Consider the following 14,466-nt stretch of genomic DNA (forward strand, 5'->3'; position numbering starts at 1 on the left):
TATTACTTCGCCTTCTTTGCTCCGTACAGGGAACGACCCTGCTTGCGGTCCTTGACGCCCTGGGTATCGAGTGCGCCGCGCACGATGTGGTAGCGCACGCCCGGCAGATCCTTCACACGGCCGCCACGCACGAGCACGATGGAGTGCTCCTGCAGGTTGTGGCCCTCGCCCGGGATGTAGGCGGTGACTTCGATGCCGGAGGACAGGCGCACACGGGCGACCTTACGCAGAGCCGAGTTCGGCTTCTTCGGGGTGGTGGTGTAGACACGGGTGCACACGCCGCGGCGCAGCGGGCTGCCCTTCAGGGCCAAAGTCTTCGACTTCTTCGGCTTGGCCTGACGTCCCTTGCGGACGAGCTGTTCAATAGTAGGCAACTTGAATTCTCCGATTCAATGGTTCTTATTCCTCGTGAGGCCGCCGCACTGCGCCCCACTCCCCCGAACCCGCGCACGCCCAAGCGTCCGCAATCGGAAAAGACAGCCCAGCCCACCGGCCCGATGGCCCTCGGTTCTCTCGCCGCCGCATTGCTGCGCGCGATCCATGCGAACCTCGGGATATCCCAGCCCGCACGCCTGTCACATAAGGCATGCCGCTGGCACACACGAGTTACTAGTTTATCCCATGCCCGGACAAGACACGCTCTGCGCGACACGCCGGCCGAACCGGACCGCGCGGCGACCGTCCCGCGGGAAACGGCCCTCCGTACGACGTATGACGTGCGTACCGCGGGCAACGGCGATCCTCCGAACGGCGCATGTCCCCCGAAACAACAGACGGCCCGGAGGAGACCATGTCACTCCGGGCCGCCGTTCGTCTTCTTGTCTCCCGCGGGTCGTATGTCGCGTCGTCGCGACGTTCCTCGGGTCCGTCCGCCGCCGTGCGGCGGGACGTCGTTCCTCTGACTTCGGGTACCGTCTTCGATTGTGTGGCGAAGGTCACTCAATACCTCTTGACCTTCACCTGCAGTATACCCGAAAACGAACATCGCCGCCGCGGCGGCGTGGCGCGAATCCCAATGATCAGTAACGCTCATCGGCATCGGCGAATCCGAACGGAACCGCACGGAGGATGTGACCTCTACCACGAACCGCACATCCCGGCGTACCGTGACATCCCTACGCCGCGGCATCCCGGGATGACGCTCCGGGAGAGGGGACGATCCCGCAATGGTGACGGCCGAGGGAAACGGTCAGGGCAGGAAGTACGTCCGGTAGTCCCGCACGTGTCCGATGACGCTGCAATAGACGGCGACCAGCACCCCGTACCACGCCAGACCGGGCACGTATCCCAGCGCGCGGCGCCAATCGATGCCGGCGAACAGCCCCGCGGCCAGGGAGACCAGCAGCACCGCCATGTCGACGGCGCAGCACGCCGTCACCACCTTGCAGCGCGTCACGCTGGCCGCCATGCGCCACGCGCACGCCGCCATCGCCACGTTGACCACGAGCATGGCCGCCAGCGTCACGGTGGAGCGCAGGTCACGACCGGAGCCGAGCAGGGCGTACGACGCCGCCCACTGCACCACGTTGAGCACGCCCAGCACCAGCGCGGGCCGGTACCACCTCGCATCGCGTTCCACCGTCATCATCGACGCCCCCGATCCCCGGATCCTCTTTGTTCGATTATCTTCCCCCCGCATGCGGGCGCAAGCCGAATCGCCGGCTCGATCCGGCGCGGATCGGGTACAGTGAGAGGCAGTACACCGCCTGACGTGCACGGGAAGGGGACGGGACGATGATGTCGATGCTGTTTGACGAGGACCACATGGCCGCGGAGCGCTTCCTCACCTGCGCGTACCCGGCGGATCAGGTGCGCGCGATGGAGCGCCCCCTGCTGGAGCGGGGCGTGCCGCTGATGCGTCAGGCCGCGGCCGCGGCGGCGCACGTCGCGGCGGCCATGCTGCGCGGCACCCCGGACGAGATGGACGTGGACGAGGCGCACGTGCTGCTGCTCGCCGGCGCGGGCGACAACGGCGGCGACGGCCTGTTCGCCGCGGCCGATCTGGCGCGGCAGGGCGCGCAGGTGGTGTGCGCGGCGGTCGGACGCTCGCTGCACGAGGAGGGGCTGAAGGCGTTCCTCGAAGCCGGCGGCAAGGTGATGGCGCTCGACCCGGCCGCGGACATCCCCGGAGCCCCCGCGCCCGCCGACGACGATGACGCCGACGACGCGTTCTACCACGTCATCGACCTGTACGACACGAGCGAGCTCGTCATCGACGCGATGACCGGCATCGGCGCGGATGGCGCCCTGCGCGGCATCGCCGCGCGCATCGCCGAGGAGGTGGGCGCCAACGGGACGGCACCGCGCGGCATCGCACGCCCGGCCGGCGAGACGACCGGCGCGTACCCGCTGGTGCTGGCCGTGGACGTGCCGTCCGGCGTCTCGGTGGACGACGGCACGCTGCCCGGCGCGTATCTCCCCGCGGACGTGACCGTGACGTTCGGCGCGCTCAAGCCCTGCGCTCTGCTGCCGCCGGCCGCGCACGCCTGCGGCCGCACGGTGCTCGTGGACTTCGGGTTCGACGCGGACGGCGCGGTCCCCGCCGTCGAATCGACGCTGCTGCAGGACGCCGCCCGCGCGGTGCGCGCGCCCCGCGTGACGGACGACAAGTACGCGCGCGGCGTGGTGGGGCTCGTCACCGGATCGGACTCCTATCCCGGCGCCGCGGTCCTGTCCGCCACGGCGGCCGCGCGCGCCAACGTGGGCATGGTGCGCTACGTGGGTCCCGCACGCGCGCAGGACATGGTGCTCAACGCCCTGCCCGAGGCCGTGCTCGGCGAGGGCCGCTGTCAGGCCTGGGTGGTGGGTTCCGGCGTGCCGGACGGCGATCATGCCGCCGAGGACGACCCGCAGCGCGAGGCGATCCGCCGGCTGCTGGCGCCGTACGCCGTGTCCTCGCCCGCCGCGTGGCCCTCCCCCGACGATCTGCGGACCATGGATCCGGACGACCTGCCCGACTCCATGGAGGGCATCATGAACCTGATGCGCCCCGCCTACGACGCCGGACAGGAACTGCTGCCGCCGGTGGTGGTGGACGCCGGGGCGATCGACCTGCTGCCCGACCACGTGCCCGCGCAGGTGGTCATCACGCCGCACGCCGGGGAGCTGGCCCGCCTGCTGCGTGCGCGCGGCGAGGCCGTGGACGCCGACGACGTGACGCGCGACCCGCTGGAGTGGGCGCTGTGCGCATGGGAGATGACCGGCGCGACGGTACTGCTCAAGGGCGCGGTGACCATCGTGGTGGGCACGGTCGCGCGGGACGTGCCGCAGGTGATGGTCTGCGGCGAGGCCCCGGCGTGGATGTCCACGGCCGGCTCCGGCGACGTGCTGGCCGGATCGCTCGGCGCCCTGCTCGCCCAGCGTTCGGCCGGCGGCGCGGTGCCGCTGCCGCAGGACATGGCGCGCATCGTGGCCGCGGGCGCGTTCGTCCATGGTCTCGCAGGACGTCTCGTGTCCCGTTCGTTGCAGTCCGCGCTGACCCGTCCGGCCGTGTACGACGAGGACGACGACGCGTTCGAGCGGACGCTGTTCCCCGCCCTCTCCGACGAACGGGTCTCCCCCGCGGGTCCCCTCGGGCGCCCGGTCATCGCCGGCGACATCGTCGCCGCCCTGCCCGACGCCTACGGGCTGCTGCTCTCGCTCTACGACGACCGGATCGCCGGGACGTACGACGACGATCTCGACGCCGACGACGCCGACCGGAACGAGGACGACGAGGACGACGAGGCCGGCATCGGCATCGACCCGCGCGATCCGGTCCCCGCGCCGCGCCGCGGCCGCGCCTGACGGATGCGGGACCGGCTGATCATGGACGACGGCGACTACACGGCCAGGATGACCGAGCTCATCGAGCTCATGCGCCTGATCGGCAACGACACGCAGCAGTGCGAGGTCAAGGAATGCGGCCGCCGCATCAGCTCCACCATCACGGACACGCTGTCCGCGTTCTCCAACGGCAACGGCGGGTACATCATCCTGGGGCTCTCGGAGAAGCGCGGATTCACGCCGGTGGAGGGCTTCAACGCGCGCTCCATGCAGGAGGCGCTCAGCCAGGCGTGCGAGAAGATGACGCCCGTGGTGCGCCCGGTGATCGTGACCTGCCCGTTCGAGGGGACGAACCTGGTGTTCGCCGTGGTGGACGAGATGCTGCCGCGCGACAAGCCGTGCTTCCTCACCGCGGCGGGCCCCTACGCCGGCTCCTACATCCGCACCGGCGACGGCGACCGGCGCATGACCGCCTACGAGGTGGACCGGCTCATGGAGGAGCAGCGGCAGCCCGACTACGACCTGGGCATCGTGCCCGGGGCGACGATCGAGGACCTGAACCCCGCGCTGGTCTACGGACTGCTCGAACGTGAACGCGAACGGCACCCGCGCGTCTTCGAGGGACGCGGCGACGTGGACATGCTGCGCGACCTGCGCGTGCTCATCGGCGAGGACGAGGCGCGTGCGCGGCATCCCGACGCGCACGGCGGCGCGAAGGACGCGGACACGGCCGACGGAGGGAACGCGGACAGTGGGAACGCGGGCGGCCGCACCGACGGCGGCGATGACGCGGCACCGGTCCTGCGCCCCACGCTGGCGGGCCTGATGGCCCTCGGCCGGTACCCCCAGAAGTTCTATCCCCGGCTGGCGGTGACGCTCGCGGTGTTCCCCGGCACCTCGCGCGAGGAGGTGTTCGTCGAGGGCGCGCAGCTGGTGACCGCGGAGACGATCACCGGCCCGATCCCGGTGATGATCGACAACACGGTCGAGTCGCTGACGGACTGGACCGCCGGCGCGCCGCACACCGAGCCGGACTATCCGTGCGACGTGCTGCGCGAGGTCGTGGCCAACGCCCTGATGCACCGCGACTACTCCCCCGACGCGCAGGGCACCCCGGTGCAGGTGTGCGTGTTTACCGACCGCATCGAGGTGACCAACCCGGGCGGCCTGTTCGGCGCGGTGACCAGCCGCACGCTCGCCAGACCGGCCAACGCCTCCACCCGCAACCCGTTCCTGTTCGCGCTCCTGCAGTCCACGCCCTATCCGGACGGCGGCGCGGTGACCGACAGCGACGGCACCGGCTACCGGAGCATCGAGGCTGCGCTGCGCCGCGAGGGGCGCGAGCCGGCGCGCATCGACAACGCCATCGACCGGTTCACCATCGTCATCCCGCGGCGCCGCACGGGCCCGGACGACGCCGGCGAGCGCAACTTCGCGCAGCGCATCATGACGTTCCTGGAACGCCATGCGCGGGCCGGGGTGCGCGATCTCATGACGGAGCTCGGCATGTCGCCCATCGAGGTGGCGACGGGGCTGCGCGCGCTCAAGAACAAGGGTCTGGTGGAATCCGAGACCGTGCAGGTGCAGCCGCAGCGCTACTACCATCTCACCGACGCGGCGCTGCACGACGCGGTGCCGCGTCCGCCCGCGGAACGCTCTGGCATGTCGCACGGGCCGTCCGTAAGCTGAATCCCCATGACCGATGCCTCTCCCGAGACGGATGCCCCGCGCTCACCGGGCTCCGCGAATCCCCGCCGACCTCGTTCCCGGCGTTCCGCGCGTGCGCGCCTGTGGATCCCCAACCAGCCCGGCGCATGGGTGATGGTGCTCACGCCGGCGCTCGCCGGCATCGCGGTGGGAGGTCCCACGTGGCGGGGCGCCTGGGTGGCCGCGGCGTGGCTCGCCTGCTACTGCACGCAGTTCGCCGGCGCGCGGTGGTTCGTGTCGCACTGCCGCCGGCGCTATCTCGCCCCGGCTCTGACGTACGCGGCGATCACCTGCGCGATCGGCCTGCCGCTGCTGATCCTGACGCCGGGGCTGCTGTGGTGGGCGGTCGTCTACGTGCCGCTGGCCGCGGCGTCGTTCGCGCTGGCATGGATGCGCCGGGACCGCGGATTCGCCAGCCAGACGGTGGCGTGTCTGGCCGCCGGCGCGATCGGCGCGGTGACCGTCTCGATGGGGTCGCGCTTCTACCCGGACCGGCCGCTTTCCCGGGAGGCGCTGACCGTGGGCGTGGTCTTCGCGCTGTTCGAGATCGGGCAGGTGCTGTTCGTGCCGAGCATGATGGTCCGGCGGGACGACGCGCGGCGGCGCCTGTACGCGGCCTCGACGGCGTTCAGCGCCGTGCTGGCGGCGGGCGGATTCGTCCTTCATCCGGTGCTGGGCGCGGCGGGGCTCGTGCTGCTGGCGCGTGCGGCCGTGCTGCCGGCGCTGGTGGCGCGGGGCAAGCTGCCGCCTCTGGCTGCGGCGCCCAGCGAGCTGGCGACGAGTCTCGTGATGCTCGTCGCCGTCATCGTCGCGGTGCCGGCGTTGTGACCAGTGACCGCGCTGCATCCGGCGCCCGCGGCACGTCCGGACGCGCCTAGAGCAGGTCGTCGGCGGTGAGCGTGTCGCGCAGCAGCGCGACGAGCCGGTCCACGTGCTCGTCGGTGGTGGCCCAGCTCGTGGCGATGCGCACGGTGGTGTGCGAGGCGTCCGCCCGCTCCCAGAAGCTCAGCCTCACCCTGCGGCTCAGCTGTGCGTAGCGCGCGTTCGGCAGCGTGACGAAGATCTGGTTGGTGGCGTTGACCAGCGGCATCTCGTAGCCGCCGGCGGCGAGCGCCGCGCGGATGCGGTCGGCCTGCACGTTGGCGTTGCGCGCGATGCGCGTGTACAGGTCGTCGGTGAACAGCTCGTCGAACTGCAGTCCCAGCAGGAATCCCTTGGCCAGCAGCGCGCCGTGGCGCTTGACGATGGTCAGGAAGTGCTTCGGCATGTTGCGGTGCGTGAAGACCACGGCCTCGCCCATGAGCGCGCCCACCTTGGTGCCGCCGATGTAGAACACGTCGGCGAGGCGCGCCAGATCCTCCAGCGTCACGTCGGTGCCGCGCGCGGTCAGGCCGTAGCCCAGCCGCGCGCCATCCACGAACAGCGGGATGCCGCGCCTGCGGCACACGTCGGAGATCGCCTCGAGCTCGGCCTTCGTGTACAGCGTGCCGTACTCGGTGGGGTGCGAGACATAGACGATGCCGGGCCAGACCATGTGGTCGCGGTTGGCGTCCGCGAGGAACGCCGCGCAGTAGGCGTCCAGCTCGTCGGCGTCCATCTTGCCGTCGTGCGCGGGCAGCGCGAGCACCTTGCGCCCGGTCGCCTCGATGGCGCCGGCCTCGTGGACGTTGACGTGGCCGGTCTCCACCGCGACGACGCCCTCGTATTCGGCGGTCATCGCATCGATGACGATCTGATTGGTCTGCGTGCCGCCCACGAGGAAGAAGATCTCGGCGTCCTCGTCACCGCAGGCCCCGCGGATCCTCGCCTTGGCGGATTCGCAGACCTCGTCCGAGCCGTATCCCGGGTACTGGTCCATGTTCGCGGCGGCGATGCGCGCGAGGATGCGCGGATGCGCGCCTTCGGAGTAGTCGTTCTCGAATGACAGCATGATGCCCCTTCGTCAGGTGAAGCGTCGGATGCGCGGCACGGCGGCCGTGGAGCCGGATGGGTCATGTGCAGTCTATCGCGGCGGCGTCACCATGCGACCGACGGCGTCGGGGAACGAAAAAGCCCCGGACCTTCCGGCCCGGGGCGATGGGGTGGATAACGCGGCTCGAACGCGCGACCTGCTGAACCACAATCAGCTGCTCTACCTGCTGAGCTATATCCACCATCGTTGCGGCGCTTTAGCGCAACAGGTGAAAACTATACATGAATTTCCACGGAAGCAAAATCCGCGTGTCGCACCGTGTGTCGCACGTGTGTCGCGACCGGTTCCGCGGGCGACCGCATCGCGTAGAGTCGGGGGCATGAGCACCTCCTCCAGCGAACCCGTGGTCAGCGTCATCCTGCCCGTCTACGGCGTGGAACGCTATCTCGACGAAGCCGTCGCCAGCGTGACTGCGCAGACCTACCGCAACATCGAGATCATCCTCGTGGACGACGGCTCGAAGGACCGATGCCCCGCGATGTGCGACGCATGGGCGGCGAAGGACGACCGCATCCGCGTGATCCACCGTCCCAACGGCGGACTGTCCGCGGCGCGCAACACCGGGCTCGCCGCGGCCACCGGCGACTTCGTCTACTTCATGGATTCGGACGACGTGATCGAGCCCGACCTCGTGCAGGCCTGCGTGGACACCGCCGTGGAGTACGGCGCCGACCTGGTGATGTTCCAGTTCGACACGATCGGCGAGCTGGGCCAGCCGCTCAAGTCCCAGTACCGCCAGAACGAGTACGACGACGTGCAGCAGCTGACCTGCGACCAGACGCTGAGGATGCAGCTGCAGTTCGAGATCGAGGGCTACTTCTGGGCGTTCATGGCGGCGACGCCCATCTACCGCGACCACGGATTCTCGTTCCCGGAGGGCCGCAAGATCGAGGATCTGGCGCGCATCTGCAACGTCATCGGCGAGGCGCGTCGCATCGTGCGCATCCCGCGCAGGCTCTACCACTACCGTCTGCGCTCGGGATCGATCATGCGCAGCTGGAACACCGAGATGCTGGGCGACTGGCTGGAGGCCGCGCACGACCGCGCCGACTACATCAGCACGCGCCACCCCGACCTCATCGGCTTCATGGCGTGGCAGACGCTCATGTTCCTAGGCAACATCGAGCCGGAGATCATCCGCCAGAGCCTGCTGTACGGGCTCAAGCTGGACCCGGACTCCCAGCGCCGCTACCGCGCGCGCATCAACGAGTTCATCGACGAGATGGGCGAGGGCGGCAGGCTCCCCGAACGCGCTCGCCGGACCATCGACCTCATCCGCAACTTCCGCCGGGGCGCCAGGGACGGCGACGGGGACGCGGAGAACGGCGATGCGCGCGACGCCGACGCTGACGTCGACTCCGCCGCCGATTCCACCGCCGGCGTCGACACCGATGCCGCCGGTACCGACGCCGGCGCCGCGGCGTAGACGCCGCCATGCGGGCGGCCGCGCGCCGCAGCCCGGCCGTCCGCGCCACAGCAATCCGACCCGACCACCCGCACGCCAGCGGAAACCCACCGTAAGGACACCACGACCATGACCCACGGCAACGGCAAGGACGCCTCCACCCGTGACCTCACCACGGGACGCCCGATCGTCCAGATCCTCCTCTTCTCCATCCCGCTCGTGCTCGGCACGCTGTTCCAGCAGGTCTACAGCTTCGCCGACTCGGTGGTGGTGGGACGCCTCATCTCCGACGCGGCGCTGGGCGCGGTGGGCACCACGTATTCGCTCAACTTCCTGACGCTCGGGTTCGTGCAGGGCGCGTGCATCGGCTTCTCCATCCCCGCCTCGCAGGCGTTCGGCGCGAAGGACCACGCCGAGTTCCGCCGGTACGTGTGGAACGGCGCGTGGATGTGCGTGGCGCTGAGCCTGGTCTTCACCGTGGCGTTCACGCTGCTCGCCCGTCCGCTGCTCGAGCTCATCAACACGCCCGCGGACCTCATGGACATGGCGTGGTCCTACATCGTGACGATCTTCCTGGGCATCCCCTCGGCGGTGCTGTACAACCATTCGGCCGCGCTGTTGCGCGCGGTGGGCGACTCCAGACACCCGTTCTACTTCCTCATGGTCTCCTGCGCCGTCAACGTGTGCTTCGACGTGTTCTTCATCGTGGTGTGCCACATGGGCGTGGTGGGCTCCGCGCTGGGCAACCTGATCGGGCAGACGCTCAGCGCCGGACTCAACTGCTGGTGGGCGTTCACGCGCATCCCGATCTTCCGCGAGGCCCTCTCCCCCGCCTCCCGCGCAGACATGCGTCTCTCCGCGCCGCACGTGCGCCGCCTGTGCGTGGTGGGCCTGCCGATGGGGTTCGAGTACTCGGTCTCCGCCGTGGGCGCGATCCTCATGCAGAACTCGCTCAACCTGCTCGGCTCGGCCGCCGTGACCGCGCAGACCGCCGGCGAGAAGATCCGCCAGCTGTTCACGCTGCCGATGGAGAGCGTGGGCATGGCGATGGCCACGTACGCCGGGCAGAACCTGGGCGCGCGCAGGCTCGACCGCATCAGGCGCGGCCTGCTTTCCGGCACGGTCATCCAAGGCGTGTACTGCGTGGTCTGCTTCGCGGTGATCGCGCTGTTCAACCGCCCGCTGGTCGCCACGGTGCTGGGCGACGCCGACCCGGCGATCCTGGACGACGCGGCGTTGTACCTCAGGCTCATCAGCTGCTTCTTCATCATCCACGGCACGCTGATGATCTTCCGCAACACGCTGCAGGGCATGGGCTACTCCACGCACGCCATCGTCTCCGGCGTGGGAGAGCTGGCCGGCCGCGCGCTCGGGGCGTGGCTGGCGATCGCGGCGTTCGGCTATCTGGCGATCTGCTACGCGAACCCGCTGGCGTGGGCGTTCGCGCTGGCGTACTGCATGGTGATGGTGACGGTCATGCTCCGCCGCAAGCGCCGCGAGTTCGCGCGGGACGAGGCCGCGCCGACCGTCTGATCGCGACCGTCTGATCGCGATGGCAGCCGTGGTGCGGAGGCGTTCCGCTCACCGTGCGGCGTCGGCGATGGCCTCCCGCTCCATGGCCACGAACGCGCGCACGCACGATTCGATCGAATAGTGCTCCCGCGTGTGCTCGGCGTAGCGCGCGCCCCATTCGGCGAGCTCGCGCGGGTGGTCGAGCCACCAGTCGATGCGCTCGGCGAGCGCGGCGGCGTCGCGCGCGGGGAACAGCGATTCGTCGAGCAGCGCGAACTGGCTGGCCGCGGACAGCTCCGACTGCGCGATCACCGGCACCAGTCCGGACGCCATGCCCTCGATGACGCTCAGCGACTCGATGTCCACGATGGACGGATGCACGAACAGGTCGCACGACTTCAGGAACGCCGGCATGTCGGCGTTGCGGTGGAATCCGATCGACGCGGGACGCGGCAGCAGCCGCTTGGCGCGGCGCCGCAGGTAGCGCTGGCGCGGACCGGTGCCGGCGATGTGCAGTTCGATGCGTTCGGCATGGCGGCACATCGCCACCGCGCGGATGAGCGTGATGTGGTCCTTCTCCCTAGCGAGTCTGCCGGAGGCGACCACGCGCAGCGGCAGCGGCTCGCGGTCCGTGGGCTTGCGCTGGCTCTTGGGCGTGAAGCGGGGCGAGTATCCGTTGGAGATGACGTGCAGCTTGGCCTTGTAGCCGTGCGCGCGCAGCTGTTCGGCGATCATCTCGGTGGGCGCGTGGATGTGCCCGACGTGCCGGTACAGCCAGTGCCGGAACAGCAGGTACATGAAGTCGTTCACGCCGGGGATCGCCTTGATGGGCCCGGCGTTGTAGCTCACGTTCTCGGGCTGCAGGTGGAATCCGGCGGTCACGGGGATGCCCATCTCGCGGGCCACCTTCCATGCGCGGCGCCCGAACGCGAACGGCAGGTAGAGATGCACCACGTCCGCGCCCTGGAACGCGGTGCGGAACAGCGTGTCGCTCGGCTTGGCGAACTGCATGTGCTGCTTGGCGGCCACCCAGGAGACGAGCGGCACGTGGTTCTCGCGTGCGGGGTACTCCTCGCTGCCCAGTCCCACCAGGCGCACGCGGTGTCCCTGGCGTTCCAGCTCCCGGGCGTACTGCAGCGCCGAATTGGAGGTGCCGTTGCCCTGCGTGCCGATGGTGTCCATGACCAGCACGATCGTCAGCGCGCGTCCGCCGTCGGCCGCGACGGCGCCGTTCTCCCTGTTCTTAGCCATGGGCACCATGCTACCGCCGGGCTCGGCGGGACGACGTCGGCACGTGACGCGGCGTCACTCGGCGGCGCGGTCCCGGTCCGCCACGATGCGCCGCACCGCCTCGGCCAGATCCTCCTCGGGCCGCAGCAGGCTCAACCGCACGTAGCCCTCGCCGGACGCGCCGAAGCAGGAGCCGGGCATCACGGCCACGCCGGCCCGGTGCAGCAGGTGGTCGGTGAACTCGTCGGACGTGCCGGCGCCCTCCGGCACCTCCATCCATGCGAACAGACCGCCGTGCGAGTCGAGCACGTGGAATCCGGCCGCGTTGAGGCCGTCGTGCAGCACGCGGTAGCGGCTGGCGTAGCGCCGCGCCAGCGGCGGCACGGACGACTGGTCGGACGCGAGCGCGGCGGCGCCGGCCTCCTGGATCACCGTGGAGGCGAGCACCGTGGTCTGGCGGTGCACGGCCTTGGCGGCGGCCAGCACCTCGGCGTTGCCCGCCACGAACCCGCCGCGCCAGCCGGCCACCATGTACATCTTGGACAGCGAGCACAGCTCCACGGCCACGTCGAGCGCGCCGGGCGTCTCCAGCAGGCTGATCGCGGGGTTCTCGTCGAAGCCCAGCCCCGCGTAGGCGAAGTCGTTCATCACCACGAAGTGGTGCTCGTGCGCGAGCCGCACGGCCGTGGCGTAGAGCTCCGGCGTGGCGGCGGCCCCGGTGGGGTTGTTCGGATAGTTGAGGATGAGCAGCTTCGCCTCGTCCAGCAGCGCCGGGTCCACGGCGTCGAGGTCCGGCAGGAAGCCGTGCGCGGCGTCGGTGGGGATGGTGACGAACCGTCCCTTGGCCACGGCGGTGGAGCCCTCGTACTGCGGGTAGTAGGGTTCCACGGCGAGCACGGTGTCGCCTTCGTCGACGAGCGCCTCGATGACGATGGAGATGCCCACCGAGGAGCCCGACGTGGCGAGCAGCTGGGTGGCCGTGTCCACCTTCACGCCGTGCTGGCGCTCGTACCAGCCGGCGGCGGCCTTCAGGAACTCCGGCTTGCCGTCGAACGGCGCGTACCGGTAGTCGATCTGCTCGTAGGCGGCCCTGGCGAGCGCGTCCTTCATGAACTCGGGCGGCTCGCCGTCCGGGTTGCCCTTGCTCAGGTCGATGACGTCCTCGCCGGCGGCGATCGCGGCGGCGGCGCGGGCGTCGGCCTCGGCGAACGGGTTGCCGGGCAGGTCGAGCGCCCTCTTCGAGATGAGCGATGCGATGGGCGATGTGGACGACGTCATGGGTCGGCCTCTTTCTTCGGTGTGGTTCGACGTGCCCCGGATGGCCCGAGGCATGACGCTGCCGGCCGATCGTATGGCGGTCGGCCGGCAGCGGTGTTGGCAATTGGCAGTTGGAAATGTACGTTGGCCCGGTCCGGTTCCCCGTCCGGTGATACCCACCATAGGACGTCCGCGTTTCCCGGACAACGGCGTGGCTATAGCGGCTCCTTATGGGTCGTTACAATGGCCCCATGAGCACTACCGAGAGCACCTCCGCCCCCAACGCGGGCGCCGTCGAACGTCATTCCTTCCCCGCCAGCGACCGCCCGCTGGGCACCCCTCTGGGCAAGAGCCCCACGCGCGTGCTGTTTCTGGGCGCGGGCGAGCTCGGCAAGGAGGTGACGATCGAGCTGATGCGGCTCGGCGCATGGGTGTGCGCGGCCGACTCCTACGCGGGCGCGCCGGCGCAGCAGGTGGCGCACGAGGCGCGCGTGCTGGACATGGCCGACGCCGAGGCGCTGAAGGCGCTGTTCGACGACGTGCAGCCGGACATCGTCGTGCCGGAGGTGGAGGCCATCGCCACGTCGGTGCTGGCCGATGCAGCGGCGCAGGGCATTCAGGTGGTGCCCAGCGCCGAGATCGCCGCCATCTGCATGGATCGCGAGCGGCTGCGCGTGCTGGCGCATGAGGATCTTGGTCTGCCCACCACCCCGTACCGCTTCGCCGGATCGCTCGACGAGCTGCGCGCCGGCGCCCGGGAGGTCGGCTACCCGTGCGTCGTCAAGCCGGTGATGAGCTCGTCCGGCCATGGGCAGTCCGTGGTGCGCGATCCGTCCGGCATCGACGCCGCGTGGACGGAAGCGCAGGAGGGCCGCCGCGCCGCCGGCGAGGGCGACGTGTCGCGCGTGATCGTCGAGGCGCTGGCGCCGCTGGACTACGAGCTGACCGTGCTCACCGTTTCGTCGTCGGATGGCATCGTCACGTGCGCGCCGATCGGGCAGCGTCAGGAGTCGGGCGACTACCGCGAATCCTGGCAGCCGGCCGCCGCGACCGGCGGCGTGCTGGAGGAGGCGGGCCGCATCGCGCGCGCCGCGGTGGAGGGACTCGTGGCCCGGGCGCGCGCCGCCGGCGAGACCGGCTGGGGCGTGTTCGGTGTGGAGCTGTTCGTGCTCACGGACGGTTCGATCCTGTTCAACGAGGTCTCCCCCCGCCCGCACGATACGGGTATGGTGACGATGGCCTCGCAGCGTTTCAGCGAGTTCGCGCTGCATGCGCGCGCGATCCTGGGTCTGCCGATCACGCCGGGGCACGTGGCGCTGTCGATCCCGGAGGGCGCGGTGGCCGCGAGTCATGCCATCGTCGTGGCAGGCGACGGCGAGGCCGAGTTCACGAACGTGGCGCAGGCGCTGACCGATCCGAACGCCGACCTGCGCATCTTCGCCAAGCCGGAGGTCCACGGCCACCGCCGCATGGCGGTCGCGCTGGCCGTGGGATCCTCCGAATCCGACGCGCGCGCCAGAGCGGCGCACGTGGCTGACGCGCTGACCATCACCGTGCGCTGATTTCCCACGTCAGCAGATTTTTTTCGGTCATCCTGAGCGAAGCGCAGCGGAGTCGA

11 protein-coding genes and 1 tRNA gene are annotated in these 14,466 nt (G+C 70.2%); 6 read left to right on the forward strand and 6 right to left on the reverse strand.

Annotation, left to right across the window (positions count from 1 at the left end; all coding sequences use genetic code 11):
- Nucleotides 1-2: 2 nt before the first annotated feature.
- A complete protein-coding gene (gene rpsL / locus G1C96_RS03030; protein ID WP_003813881.1) occupies nucleotides 3-374 on the reverse strand; it encodes a 30S ribosomal protein S12 in 372 nt (123 codons plus the stop codon).
- Nucleotides 375-1,189: 815 nt separating this feature from the next.
- Entirely contained in the window at nucleotides 1,190-1,588 is a 399-nt protein-coding gene (locus G1C96_RS03035) for a hypothetical protein (protein ID WP_169275140.1), read from the reverse strand.
- Nucleotides 1,589-1,737: 149 nt separating this feature from the next.
- Between G1C96_RS03035 and G1C96_RS03040 the strand changes: the two genes are divergently transcribed.
- From G1C96_RS03040 to G1C96_RS03050, 3 genes are read left to right on the forward strand one after another with little or no spacing between them, the layout of a single operon-like run.
- Nucleotides 1,738-3,786, forward strand: coding sequence for a bifunctional ADP-dependent NAD(P)H-hydrate dehydratase/NAD(P)H-hydrate epimerase (locus G1C96_RS03040; protein ID WP_417852163.1), 2,049 nt, complete (start codon nucleotides 1,738-1,740; stop codon nucleotides 3,784-3,786).
- Nucleotides 3,787-3,807: 21 nt separating this feature from the next.
- Complete coding sequence (locus G1C96_RS03045; RefSeq protein WP_169275141.1) at nucleotides 3,808-5,454, forward strand: ATP-binding protein; 1,647 nt, start codon at nucleotides 3,808-3,810, stop codon at nucleotides 5,452-5,454.
- 6 nt (nucleotides 5,455-5,460) lie between these two features.
- On the forward strand, nucleotides 5,461-6,300 hold the full coding sequence (locus G1C96_RS03050; protein ID WP_169275142.1) for a YwiC-like family protein: 840 nt from the start codon (nucleotides 5,461-5,463) through the stop codon (nucleotides 6,298-6,300).
- Between the two features lie 46 nt (nucleotides 6,301-6,346).
- On the opposite strand, the gene G1C96_RS03055 is transcribed toward G1C96_RS03050, so the two are convergent.
- Nucleotides 6,347-7,402 (reverse strand): threonine aldolase family protein, encoded by a 1,056-nt coding sequence (locus G1C96_RS03055; RefSeq protein WP_169275143.1) that lies wholly within the window; start codon nucleotides 7,400-7,402, stop codon nucleotides 6,347-6,349.
- A gap of 147 nt (nucleotides 7,403-7,549) precedes the next feature.
- Nucleotides 7,550-7,625, reverse strand: a tRNA-His gene (locus G1C96_RS03060).
- 138 nt (nucleotides 7,626-7,763) lie between these two features.
- Here G1C96_RS03060 and G1C96_RS03065 point away from each other — a divergent pair.
- Entirely contained in the window at nucleotides 7,764-8,870 is a 1,107-nt protein-coding gene (locus tag G1C96_RS03065; protein WP_169275144.1) for a glycosyltransferase family 2 protein, read from the forward strand.
- Nucleotides 8,871-8,978: 108 nt separating this feature from the next.
- Entirely contained in the window at nucleotides 8,979-10,382 is a 1,404-nt protein-coding gene (locus G1C96_RS03070) for an MATE family efflux transporter (RefSeq protein ID WP_169275145.1), read from the forward strand.
- A gap of 48 nt (nucleotides 10,383-10,430) precedes the next feature.
- Here G1C96_RS03070 and G1C96_RS03075 read toward each other — a convergent pair whose 3' ends face one another.
- Nucleotides 10,431-11,612, reverse strand: coding sequence for a glycosyltransferase (locus tag G1C96_RS03075; protein WP_169275146.1), 1,182 nt, complete (start codon nucleotides 11,610-11,612; stop codon nucleotides 10,431-10,433).
- A gap of 54 nt (nucleotides 11,613-11,666) precedes the next feature.
- Nucleotides 11,667-12,869, reverse strand: a complete 1,203-nt coding sequence (locus G1C96_RS03080) for a pyridoxal phosphate-dependent aminotransferase (protein ID WP_169275147.1) — start codon at nucleotides 12,867-12,869, stop codon at nucleotides 11,667-11,669.
- Between the two features lie 230 nt (nucleotides 12,870-13,099).
- Here G1C96_RS03080 and purT point away from each other — a divergent pair, with 230 nt between their 5' ends.
- Nucleotides 13,100-14,410, forward strand: a complete 1,311-nt coding sequence (gene purT / locus G1C96_RS03085) for a formate-dependent phosphoribosylglycinamide formyltransferase (RefSeq protein ID WP_169275148.1) — start codon at nucleotides 13,100-13,102, stop codon at nucleotides 14,408-14,410.
- Nucleotides 14,411-14,466: the final 56 nt, after the last annotated feature.

This window comes from Bifidobacterium moraviense (assembly GCF_012932365.1).
Lineage (GTDB): Bacteria > Actinomycetota > Actinomycetes > Actinomycetales > Bifidobacteriaceae > Bifidobacterium > Bifidobacterium moraviense.